Annotated in this window: 10 protein-coding genes, 1 pseudogene and 1 riboswitch; of the genes and pseudogenes, 7 read left to right on the top strand and 4 right to left on the bottom strand. The window is 67.4% G+C overall.

Annotated elements, in window-relative coordinates; all coding sequences use genetic code 11:
* A partial coding sequence (locus ACFSNB_RS17875; RefSeq protein ID WP_377319062.1) for an ATP cone domain-containing protein occupies positions 1 to 478 on the bottom strand: 478 nt, incomplete at its 3' end.
* A gap of 110 nt (positions 479 to 588) precedes the next feature.
* Positions 589 to 780, bottom strand: a riboswitch (cobalamin riboswitch).
* Between the two features lie 81 nt (positions 781 to 861).
* Complete coding sequence (locus ACFSNB_RS17870) at positions 862 to 2,277, bottom strand: short-chain fatty acyl-CoA regulator family protein (protein WP_377319060.1); 1,416 nt, start codon at positions 2,275 to 2,277, stop codon at positions 862 to 864.
* A gap of 158 nt (positions 2,278 to 2,435) precedes the next feature.
* Here ACFSNB_RS17870 and ACFSNB_RS17865 point away from each other — a divergent pair, with 158 nt between their 5' ends.
* The 6 genes from ACFSNB_RS17865 (at position 2,436) to ACFSNB_RS17840 (ending at position 7,541) form a co-directional block, all read left to right on the top strand.
* The gene (locus tag ACFSNB_RS17865; RefSeq protein ID WP_377319058.1) at positions 2,436 to 2,825 is read left to right on the top strand and encodes an acyl-CoA thioesterase; all 390 of its coding nucleotides are present in this window, start codon (positions 2,436 to 2,438) and stop codon (positions 2,823 to 2,825) included.
* A gap of 61 nt (positions 2,826 to 2,886) precedes the next feature.
* Positions 2,887 to 3,783: an isocitrate lyase/PEP mutase family protein gene (locus ACFSNB_RS17860; protein WP_377319056.1), complete on the top strand. Its 897-nt coding sequence runs from the start codon at positions 2,887 to 2,889 to the stop codon at positions 3,781 to 3,783.
* Positions 3,784 to 3,861: 78 nt separating this feature from the next.
* Positions 3,862 to 4,890 carry a citrate/2-methylcitrate synthase gene (locus ACFSNB_RS17855; protein WP_377319054.1) on the top strand — a complete coding sequence of 343 codons (1,029 nt, stop codon included), beginning with the start codon at positions 3,862 to 3,864 and terminating at the stop codon, positions 4,888 to 4,890.
* Between the two features lie 137 nt (positions 4,891 to 5,027).
* Positions 5,028 to 5,423: a dihydroneopterin aldolase gene (folB, locus tag ACFSNB_RS17850; protein WP_377319052.1), complete on the top strand. Its 396-nt coding sequence runs from the start codon at positions 5,028 to 5,030 to the stop codon at positions 5,421 to 5,423.
* Between the two features lie 36 nt (positions 5,424 to 5,459).
* A complete protein-coding gene (locus ACFSNB_RS17845; RefSeq protein ID WP_377319050.1) occupies positions 5,460 to 6,707 on the top strand; it encodes a dicarboxylate/amino acid:cation symporter in 1,248 nt (415 codons plus the stop codon).
* Between the two features lie 57 nt (positions 6,708 to 6,764).
* Entirely contained in the window at positions 6,765 to 7,541 is a 777-nt protein-coding gene (locus ACFSNB_RS17840) for an acyl-CoA thioesterase (protein ID WP_377319048.1), read from the top strand.
* Positions 7,542 to 7,556: 15 nt separating this feature from the next.
* Here ACFSNB_RS17840 and ACFSNB_RS17835 read toward each other — a convergent pair whose 3' ends face one another.
* Together ACFSNB_RS17835 and ACFSNB_RS17830 are read right to left on the bottom strand one after the other, a co-directional pair.
* Positions 7,557 to 8,141, bottom strand: coding sequence for an epoxyqueuosine reductase QueH (locus ACFSNB_RS17835; protein ID WP_377319046.1), 585 nt, complete (start codon positions 8,139 to 8,141; stop codon positions 7,557 to 7,559).
* Positions 8,138 to 9,052: a LysR family transcriptional regulator gene (locus ACFSNB_RS17830; protein ID WP_377319044.1), complete on the bottom strand. Its 915-nt coding sequence runs from the start codon at positions 9,050 to 9,052 to the stop codon at positions 8,138 to 8,140. The genes ACFSNB_RS17835 and ACFSNB_RS17830 overlap by 4 nt, the downstream gene beginning before the upstream one ends.
* Before the next feature lie 236 nt (positions 9,053 to 9,288).
* Between ACFSNB_RS17830 and ACFSNB_RS17825 the strand changes: the two are divergent.
* Positions 9,289 to 10,591 (top strand): annotated as a pseudogene (locus tag ACFSNB_RS17825) (5-methyltetrahydropteroyltriglutamate--homocysteine S-methyltransferase); the annotation flags it as partial.

The following is a 10,591-nucleotide window of genomic DNA, read 5'->3' as shown; positions in this document are numbered from 1 at the left end:
TCTCGGGCGGGTAGACGTGCGACAGCCAGTAATTGGCCACCACCTTGCCCGAGACGTTGAGGATCAGGCCGCCGAGCGAATAGCCCTGGTTGGCGTTGGCGTTGACCCGCCAGTCGGCGCGGTCGAGATATTCGTTGATCGAGGATTCGACATCGACCACCGTCTTCTTGTCGCGGCGCAGGCGGGCGCGCTGCTCGCGATAGACGATGTAGGCCCGCGCGGTGGCGAAATGGTTGGCCGAGATCAGCACCTGCTCGACCACGTCCTGCACCTGCTCGATATGGGGGGTGGCGCCGTGGAAGCGGTGGGCCAGCACCTTGACCGCCTGGATCGTCAGCAACTGGGCCTCGTCGCCGTCCAGTTCGCCGGCGGCCTTGCCGGCGCGCAGGATCGCCGAGCGGATCTTGTCGCCATCGAACGGAACGGTGAGGCCACTTCGCTTCAGAATTGACAGAGGGGGAGGGAAGGCGGTGGGCACCCGAGTCTCCTGTTTTGCGGCGGTGGGAGCAAGGACAGGGGCACGGATTGGGGACGAGCGGATGAGCATCGCCACCGGATCTGCCACCCTCCGGGACACCCCGCCCGCAGACAATCTTCAACGCTGCGGCAGGTCTCCTGGCTCGCGGATCATCGCGTTCTTTCCGGCCTTCCCGGGAAAACCCAGTGGCGTTGACGGAGAGCGCTCACCGCTGACAGTTGCGGGGGCAGCGCCGGTTTCACACCGGCTTCCCTCTTAGCTTCGGGCCGGGGCCGCGAAGAACCGTAGCGCGACATCTTGTATCATGGTCGCGATTTTTTGTCATCTAATAGATTTTGTCTCGGTTCGAATGGCACTGCCGTTCCCGACACGGCGTAAGGCGGCTAGCGGGCGGGATAGGGATCGAACGCACTGTGGTGCTCGTCGATCCGCACCGCGCGGCCGAGCGGCGGGAAGGCGCGCTGGGGGCAGGACGGGCGGTCGCACACCTTGCAGCCGGCACCGATCGGCATCGCCGCCTCGGGGTGGGCCAGATCGAGACCGCGTGCATAGACCAGCTTGCCGGCGTGACGCAGGTCGCAGCCGAGACCGATGGCAAAGGTCTTGCCTGGGGTGCCATAGCCGCTGCGGCTGTGATCGACGGTGCGGGCGATCCATAGATAGGTGCGGCCGTCGGGCATCGCCGCCATCTGGGTGACGATCCGGCCGGGATGGGCGAAGGCCTCGTAGACATTCCACAGCGGGCAGGTGCCGCCGACCCGTGAGAAGTGGAAATCGGTCGCCGACTGGCGTTTCGAGATGTTGCCGGCGCGATCGACCCGAACGAAGAAGAACGGCACCCCGCGCGCCTCGGCCCGTTGCAGGGTGGACAGGCGGTGACACACCGTCTCGAACCCAACTCCGAAGCGCAGGCCGAGCAGATCGATGTCGTAGGAGAGCGTTTCCGTGGCGGCGAGGAAAGGGGTGTAGGGCAGCAACACCGCGCCGGCGAAATAATTCGCCAGACCGATCCGGGCCAGGGCGCGGGACTCCGGGCCTGGGAGCTGTGGGCATTCGATGAGCCGGTCGATCAAGGCGGCCTGATCGAGGAAGGCCAACTGGGTTGCCAACTGAAAGGCGCGCTGGCCCGAGGATAGGGCGCGGGACAGGCTCAGCACATGGCGCTCCGCGTCGTAGCTACGGTTGAGACTGGTCCCGTCCGTCTCGGCCCAGGTCGTGGTGACGCCGTAGCGGCTGCGCAACAGCTGCTCCAGCCCGGATTCCATCGCTCCTGGGGTCAACCCCTCGCGGGCAACCAGCCGTTCCGCCGCCTCATCCAGTTCGGCGACGTAATTGTGGCGGTGATAGAAAAAGTCGCGCACCTCCTCATAGGGCATCGGTCGCCGTGTCGGCGCCGCGCCGCCGGGTATGCCGGGTGGCGCGGCCAGCGCCGCCAGTCGTTCTTCCGCCGCCTGGGACCGTCGGTGCAACGCCACCAGGGCGCGGCCGATGCGTGGCATGTTGGTGGCCAGGCTTTTGATGTCACCGAGCGGAATCGCCTCCTCGCCGCCATTTTCTCCCAGGACCTCGCGCAGATCGGCCACCAGCCGGGCCTGCTCCTCTTCGGTGAACACCTGTAGCTCGACGCCGAGGGTGGCGTTGATTCGCGCCAGCACCGTCGTCGTCAATGGCCGCTGGTTGTGTTCGATCTGGTTGAGGTAGCTGGCTGACAGGCCAAGTCTGCGGGCCAGTTCCGCTTGATTGAGGCCGAGATCCTCGCGCAGGCGCTGGATGCGGGGGCCAATGAACGCTTTTTTCATTCGAGTCCTTCGCAAAAATTCGCAAAATCGCCCGCCGATGCTTGCAATTATGCGCTTTTTTAGGCGTTTCCATGCCGAAATCTGCGCGTAGGATTGCAAATCATCGCGGTGCCGACAAGGGGCCGCCTTTCAGTCTTCCCCCCTGACGGAGCGGAACCGTGACGGCAGAAAACGAAAGCCGGTTCGTGGAAATGATCTTTCCGGAACAGGCCAATCATTACGGCACGCTGTTCGGCGGCACCGCCCTGGCTCTGATGGGCAAGGCGGCCTTCGTCGCCGCCAGCCGTTTCGTCCGTCATCCGGTGGTGATGGCGGCCTCGGAACGGGTCGACTTTCACGCCCCGGTCCGGGTTGGGCAGATGGTCGAACTGGTGGCCCGGGTCGAGCGCACCGGCCGGACCTCGCTCGGCGTCGCCGTCGAGATGCAGGCCGAATCGCCGGCTGGACCGGAGCGGCGGGTGGCGGTGACCGGGCATTTCGTGATGGTCGCGGTCGATGCCGCCGGCCGTCCGGTGCCGCTTGATTCGTTGCCGTCCGCCGCCGCCTGACCTGTCCCCTCCCAACGATCCGTCCCGCCCCGGCGCGACTCTTCCCGCGAGGATACTTCCGATGCCGCCTGTCTCCCTGACCGCCTCCGACAAGCGCCGTGCCCTTCGCGCCGGCCTTGCTTCGGGCCAGTTGCTGCGTTTCCCCGGCGCCTTTTCCCCGCTGGCGGCGCGACTGATCGAGGACGAGGGCTTCGACGGGGTTTCCCTCTCCGGTGCCGTGCTGTCGGCCGAACTCGGCCTGCCGGATTCCGGCCTCGCCGCCGTCGAGGAGGTGGCCGGGCGCGGCCATCAGATTGCCCGCGCCACCGATCTGCCCAGCCTGATCGACGTCGAGGCCGGTTTCGGCGCGCCAATCAACGCCGCCCGCACCCTGGGCCTGCTGGAGGATCTCGGTTTCGCCGGCTGTTTTATCGCCGATCGGCCCGATCCCGGTTGTGGCGGCCGGTTTGACCAGACCGGGGTGGTGGAAACCGGAGCGATGGCGCGACGGATCGAGGCGGCGGCCTTGGCCCGGCGCGATGCCGGTTTCGTACTGTGTGCCCGTACCGATGCCGGCGCGGGCGGGGGGCTCGACGCGGCGATCGCGCGGGCCAAGGCCTATCGCGACGCCGGGGCCGACCTGATCTTCGCCGAGGCGGTGGCCGACGAACGCGGGTTCGAGGCGTTCCGCCGCGCCCTGCCCGATACGCCGTTGCTGGCCAGCATGGCCGAATTCGCTCCCGCGAAGCTGCTGACCGCCCGGACCCTGCGCAATCTCGGCATCAACATGGTGATCTATCCGGCCACCCTGCTGCGGCTGGCGATGGCCTCGGCCGAGGTCGGGCTGAAGACGATCCAGATTGAGGGCAGTCAGGCCAGCGTCATCGAGCGGATGCTGCCGCGCACCCGTCTGCACGATCTGCTGTGCCCCCGGGATGACCGCCGGTTCGATGCCGGAACCGTCGTGTCCCCCCTCTGACTTCGCTTGTGGGCCCCTGTCGATGATCGGGTGGCCGCCTTCCGTCAAACAAGACCATTTAACCAGGGGCGGGCCGGGGTGATCGAAGACAGCGAGGAGGGGACCTGTCGGGGCCACGCGGTGACGGAACTGGCCGTCGGATGCCGTTTCGAAGCGGTCGCCCACCTGATCTGGTTTGGGGCTCTGCCTGACGCCGACCAGGACCGTCGCTTCATGGCCGAGGAACGGGCACGGCGCCAATTGGGGCGGGGATTGCTGGCGCGGCTGCGCCGGTTGCCCGATTCGTGTTCCCCGATCGAGGTGGTAGCCGCCGCGATCAACGCTCTCTGCCTGGTGGAGGCGGCGGGCGACGACCATGCCCATCTGGACATTGCGCTGTCGCTGCTGGCCCAACTGCCGACCGTGGTGGCGTTCGATCATCGCCGCCGCCGTGGCCTCGGCCGCCTGCCCTCCAATCCGGCGCTGGGGCTGGTCGAGAATTTCCTGTGGATGTGCTTCGGCGTTCGTCCGCCGGCCGTGATCGCCCGTTGCCTCGAATGTGGGCTGATCCTGTCCGCCTGCGCGGAGCGGCCCCCCTCCCAGCCGGACCGTGCCGGACCGGCGGCGGCGCTGGCCGCGCTGGCGCACGGGGCGGCCGATGGCGGCGCCGAGGCGGTGATGCGGATGATGCTGGAAATCGGCGATCCGGCCCGCGCCGCCGATTGGCTGCGCGCCGCGCTGGCGGCGGGGCGTCCGTTGCCGGGATTCGCCCCCGACATCGTGACGGGCGGCGAGGACCGGCTTTCCCCGCTGAAACGGGCGTTGCGCGCGGTCGCCGCCCTGCGCCAGGACCGCCGATGGCTCGACTTGGCGGAGGCGTTGGCGCGGACCATGCGGGACGAGACCGGGCGTCTCCCCACCCCGGCCCTGTTCACCGCGCCCGCCGGCTACCTGATCGGCTTTGACCTCCCGCTGTTGGCGTCGATTGAGGCGATTGGCCGCATTCCCGCCTCGACCGCGCCCCTGGCCGCTCAATCGCACGGCGATGCCGCGCCGATTCCTCCCCCGTCCGGCCGGTGGTCGGCGCGGGGCGGTGTGCTTTCCGCCGTGACGCGGTGGGGGGATTAACGGGGATGGTTTCCCCGGTCCCGGTGCGGCCAACCCGGTCCGGGGCCGGTCTTCCCGTCGCCCGTCGCGTTCCTCTCTGGCGGCGGGAAGGCCGGACCTGTCGCGGGCGGGATCATTTTTGTTCCGGAAAGGATGTCATGTTTCTCTCTCACTGGTTTCCCCTGGCGATTGCCGAACGTCGGCTGCGTCATGTCTTCATTCACGATCTGGAACTGGAGGCCTGCATCGGCGTGCTGGCCGAGGAAAAGCAGCGGCGCCAGCCGGTGCGGATCAGCCTGGATCTCGCCGTCTGTGTCCCGGTGGACGATTTGCGCGACGATCTGGCCAATGTGGTCTGTTACGAGCAGATGGCCCAGCGGATCCGCGCCATCGTCGAGGCCGGTCACCTGCATCTGGTCGAGACCCTGGCCGACAGGATCGCGGAAATGAGCCTGGAGGATCCCCGGGTCCGGCGGGTCCGGGTCCGGGTGGAAAAGCCCCACGCCCTCGCCGGCGCCGCCAGCGCCGGGGTTGAGATCGAACGCGTGGCCTGACTCGGCCACGTTCCCTTCCCGTCAAGGACAAGGTTGATGAAACGGTTGACTCGGCATCTTTATTTCTGGGTTTTGATTGCGATCATCTCTGGTGGGACTCTAGGTTATTTCGATCCGCAACTGGGGGTGAACCTGAAGCCGCTGGGCGACGGCTTCATCGCCCTGATCAAGATGCTGATCAGCCCGGTGATCTTCTGCACCGTGGTGCTGGGCATCGCCGGGGCCGGCGACATGAAGAAGGTCGGCCGGGTCGGTGGCAAGGCGCTGCTCTATTTCGAGCTGGTCTCGACCCTGGCCCTGATCATCGGTCTGGTGGTGATGTGGATCATCCGCCCCGGTGACGGCTTCCACGCCGATCCCAGCCAGCTCGACGCCAAGGCGGTGGCGAAATACGCCAAGCTGGCCGAGGAACAGAGCACGGTCGATTTCATCCTGCACATCATCCCGAAGACGCTGTTTGATGCCTTCACCGCCGGGGGCGACCTGCTCCAGGTGCTGCTGGTGGCGATCCTGTTCGGCTACGCCATGAGCCGGATGGGCGAGAAGGGCGCCGGGGTCCATCGCTTCATCGAGGAATGCTCGCACATCTTCTTCGCGATGATGAACGCGATCATGAAGCTGGCCCCGCTGGGGGCCGGCGGGGCGATGGCCTTCACCATCGGCAAGTACGGCATCGCCGCGCTGAAGCCGCTGGCGGCGCTGATGGGCAGCTTCTACCTGACCTGCTTCCTGTTCATCGTGATCGTGCTTGGGCTGATCGCGCGCGCCACCGGGTTCTCGATCTTCAAGTTCATCGCCTACATCAAGGAGGAACTGCTGACGGTGCTCGGCACTTCCTCGTCGGAATCCGCCCTGGTGCCGCTGATGGCCAAGTTGGAGCGACTCGGCTGCTCTAAGTCGGTGGTCGGCCTGGTGGTGCCCTCGGGCTATTCGTTCAATCTCGATGGCACCAACATCTACCTGACCATGGCGGCGTTGTTCGTCGCCCAGGCGCTCGACATCAACCTGACCCTTGGCCAGGAGGCGACCCTGCTCGGCGTGGCGATCCTGACCTCGAAGGGGGCGTCGGGGGTCACCGGAGCCGGCTTCATCACCCTGGCGGCGACGCTGGCAGTGGTGCCGAGCGTACCGGTGGCCGGGCTGGCCCTGATTCTCGGCATCGACCGCTTCATGTCCGAGGCCCGGGCCTTGACCAACTTCATTGGCAACGGCGTAGCCACCCTGGTGGTGTCGAAATGGGAAAAAGAACTCGACACGGCCCGGATGAAACAGGCCCTGGGCTGAGTCGCCCCCAGTTCGTCCCTCGTCCCGTCCATCGCTCTCATCGCGGAGGTTCGCGTCATGCCCCAGGAAACCCGGCTGATCGATCTGGTCTTTCCCGGCGAAACCAATCACCACGGCACCCTGTTCGGGGGCGCGGCTTTGGCCTACATGGACAAGCTGGCCTATATCGTCGCGGCGCGGCATGCCCTGACCGATTTCGTCACCGCCTCGTGCGATCAGATCGACTTCGCGGTACCGGCCCATCTCGGCGAGATCGTCGAGGTGACCGGCCGGGTGGTGCGTACCGGGCGTCGTTCTCTGACGGTGGAAACCGATCTGGAGGCGGAAAGCCTGCACACCGGCCAGCGCCGCCTGTGCAGTCGGGGCCGGTTCCATCTCGTCACCGCCGATCCGGCCGCCCGGGTTCCACCCCTGCCGGCGGCTGACCCGGCCGGGGCGACCGACTCGCCGCCGCCGCTGCGGATGGTTGAACTGGTCTTTCCCGACCAATGCAGCCATCGCCATGTGCTGTTCGGCGGCTATGCCCAGGCGGTGATGGGCAAGGCGGCGTTCGTCGCCGCGACCCGGTTCTGCGGCAAGACGGTGGTGATGGCGGCGTCGCGGGGGATGGACTTCATCGCCCCGGTCCGGGTCGGCGAGATCATGGAGGTGACCGCCGGGGTCGGCACGGTGGGGACCTCGTCGATGGTGGTCGATGTGGTGGCGACCGGCGAAAACCTCCAGACCGGCCAGCGCTGGCCCGCCGCGCGCGGCAGCTACACCATGGTCGCCATCGACGATGACAGCGGCCGTCCCCGTTCGGCGCGGAGGGACGACAACGAACGTCAGTCCTGACCGGCCCGGGGCTGGTCAGGTCGGGGTGCTGCGTCGTGACGGTGGGCAGCCGCAGTAATCCTGCTGATAGAGCCCCTCGCGCCGGGCGACCTCGACCATCCGGGCGGTGCCGCCGTTTTTTCGCCAATTGTAATCCCAATAGGTCAGGCCGGGGTGGCGGGCGGCGACGCGATGGCCGCAGGCATTGACCTGGGCCATGTCCTTCCAGCGTGAAATGCCGAGCGAACTGGTGAACACGGCGAAGCCGTGGTCGAGAGCGTGGCGGGCGGTCCGTTCCAGCCGCAGGTCGAAACAGATCTCGCAGCGCCGCCCCCGTTCCGGCTCCTGCTCCAATCCCCGGGTGTGGGCCTGCCACCGGTCGGGGTCATAATCGGCATCGACGAAGGCGGCCCCGTTTCGCCGGACCAGCCGGATCACCTCGGCCTTGCGCCGATCATATTCCTCACGCGGCTGGATGTTGGGGTTATAGAAGAAAACGGTGAGGGAGAGGCCCGAGGCGAGGATCGCCTCGATGACTTCGCCGCAGCACGGCGCGCAGCAGGCCAGCAACAGCACCCGGCCATCCCCGGGCGGCAGGGGCAGGGGGGCACGGGGCGTCATCGGGTCGGCTCCGCCTGGGCGTCGCGGTGGTCGCGGGCCATCTCGACGAAGGCCCGCAGGTAATCGAGGTCGCGGTCGGCGTCGCGGCAGCCGAGGAAGATCTGTTTGGCGACGCCGTCCCGGCCCAGCCGCACCGGGCTGACCCCGAATTTGGCGCCGTATTCCTCGACCATCCAGCGGGGCAGGGCGGCGACGCCCCGGCCGTGCGCCACCATCAGCAGCATGATGTCGGTGGTTTCGATCGGCTTGTGCAGCTTGGGACGGATCCCGGCCGGCATCAGGAACCGGGTGTAGATGTCGAGCCGGTCGATCTCGACCGGATAGGTGATCAGGGTTTCGTCGGCGATCTGGTCCGGTTCGACGAACGCGGCGGTGCGCAGCGGATGGTGCGGCCCGACCACCAGCACCTGTTCGTAATCGAATACCGGCTCGAAGCACAGCCCGGGGCGGAACAGCGGATCCGGGGTCACCAGCAGGTCGATTTCATAACCGAACAGCGCGCCGATGCCGCCGAACTGGAATTTCTGCCGCACGTCCACCTCGACCCTCGGCCAGGCATCGAGGTAGGGCGCGACGATCTTCAGCAGCCACTGATAACAGGGATGGCATTCCATCCCGATCCGCAGCTTGCCCCGTTCCCCCTCGGCGAACTGGCGCAGCCGTTCCTCGGCATGGTCGAGCTGCGGCAGCAGACGGTTGGCGACCGCCAGCAGCCATTCGCCCGCTTGGGTCGGGTGGAGGCGGCGGCCTTCCCGCCGCCAGATCTCGACCCCCAACTGATCCTCCAGCTTGCGGATGGTGTGGCTCAGCGCCGACTGGGTCAGGTTGAGCCGCGCCGCCGCCGCCGTCAGCGAGCCGTGGCGATCGACCTCGCGGACGATGGTCAGGTGAATCCGTTCGAGCAGGGCCATCGGGGAAACTCTTGCGCTGTGTGCGGGGCTGCCGCCCCACGCCCCGCCCGGGGCGATGCCCCGGACCCCCTTCTTTTTCAAACAAAGGGGAGGTCCGGAGGCGCCAGCCTCCGGGCGGGGCCGGGGCGGCAGCCCCGTACATGATTCAAATTCATGGATGAATGAATTCATACCATTTTTTTTCGTGGGAAGAACCCCCTAGCCTCCGCCTCGATCCTGTTTTGAAGGCGAGACCCATGGCAACCACCCACTCTCTTGGTTTTCCCCGTATCGGCGCCAAACGTGAACTGAAGCTGGCGCAGGAGGCCTATTGGCAGGGGCTTTCCGCGCGCGACGCGCTGATCGCGACCGGTGTCGCATTGCGGGCGGCGCATTGGCGGGCCCAGGCCGGGCTTGATCTGGTTCCGGTCGGCGATTTCTCGTTCTACGACCAGATGCTCGACATGAGCTTCACCCTCGGCAATCTGCCCGAGCGGGTGCGCGGTTTCGGCGGTGACGCTCTCGACACTTACTTCCGGGTGGCGCGGGGGCGCTCGGCCCCGGGGACGGACGGCCACGGCGAAGCCTGCTGCGGTGGGATTGCCGCCGGGGAAATGACCAAGTGGTTCGACACCAACTATCACTACATCGTGCCGGAATTCGACGCCAAAACCGAATTCCGTCTCGATCCGTCCCGCCTGCGGACCCAGTTCGCCGAGGCCCGGGCGCTAGGGGTGACGGCCAAGCCGGTGATCATTGGTCCGGTGACCTATCTTGCCCTCGGCAAGGCCAAGGACGGCTCCGACAAACTGGCGTTGCTGCCGCGCCTGCTTCTGGCCTATGTCGAGCTGCTGGCGGCGCTGGCCGCCGCTGGGGCCGAGTGGGTCCAAATCGACGAGCCGATCCTGGTGACCGAGCTGGCCCCCGGTTGGCGCGAGGCCTTCGTGCGCGCTTATGCCGCCCTGGGGACCGGCAAGGTCAAGCTGCTGCTCGCCACCTATTTCGGCGCGCTGAAGGAGAACCTGCCGCTGGCTTGCGCCCTGCCGGTGCAGGGGATCCACCTCGACGCCGTCAACGCCCGCGACGAGGTGGCGGCGCTGATCGCCGCCAGCCCGGCCGACCGGGTGGTGTCGCTCGGCATCGTCAACGGCCGCAACATCTGGAAGACCGATCTTGAGGCGGTGCTGGACTGGCTCGAGCCGGTGGCGCGGACGCTGGGCGAGCGGCTGTGGCTGGCGCCGTCCTGCTCGCTGCTGCATGTGCCGGTCGATCTGGCCAGCGAGACCACGCTCGACCCCGAGCTGCGCTCGTGGCTGGCTTTCGCGGTGCAGAAACTGGAGGAAGTGCGGGTGGTTGCCGCTGCGTTGCGTCAGGGGCGTGCCGCGGTGGCCGCCGATCTCGCCGCCAACCGCGCCGCCATCGCCGCCCGTCGTGCCTCGCCCCGGGTGCACAATCCGGCGGTGCGGGCGGCGGTGGCGTTGATCGCGCCGGCGCTCGGCCAGCGCCACAGTCCGTTTCCGGCGCGGGCCGTGCGGCAGCAGGCCCGGCTCGGTCTGCCGC

Origin of the sequence: Phaeospirillum tilakii, from assembly GCF_042683125.1 — a bacterium.
GTDB lineage: Bacteria > Pseudomonadota > Alphaproteobacteria > Rhodospirillales > Magnetospirillaceae > Phaeospirillum > Phaeospirillum tilakii.
This window is presented reverse-complemented; position numbering and strand designations above follow the sequence as displayed.

What these genes read in the sequence shown, in the direction of transcription:
- ACFSNB_RS17860 (WP_377319056.1), top strand. Translation starts at nt 2,887, where the DNA reads ATGCCGCCTGTCTCCCTGACCGCCTCCGACAAGCGCCGTGCCCTTCGC.
- ACFSNB_RS17870 (WP_377319060.1), bottom strand. Translation starts at nt 2,277, where the DNA reads ATGAAAAAAGCGTTCATTGGCCCCCGCATCCAGCGCCTGCGCGAGGAT.
- folB (WP_377319052.1), top strand. Translation starts at nt 5,028, where the DNA reads ATGTTTCTCTCTCACTGGTTTCCCCTGGCGATTGCCGAACGTCGGCTG.
- ACFSNB_RS17845 (WP_377319050.1), top strand. Translation starts at nt 5,460, where the DNA reads ATGAAACGGTTGACTCGGCATCTTTATTTCTGGGTTTTGATTGCGATC.
- ACFSNB_RS17830 (WP_377319044.1), bottom strand. Translation starts at nt 9,052, where the DNA reads ATGGCCCTGCTCGAACGGATTCACCTGACCATCGTCCGCGAGGTCGAT.
- ACFSNB_RS17835 (WP_377319046.1), bottom strand. Translation starts at nt 8,141, where the DNA reads ATGACGCCCCGTGCCCCCCTGCCCCTGCCGCCCGGGGATGGCCGGGTG.
- ACFSNB_RS17840 (WP_377319048.1), top strand. Translation starts at nt 6,765, where the DNA reads ATGCCCCAGGAAACCCGGCTGATCGATCTGGTCTTTCCCGGCGAAACC.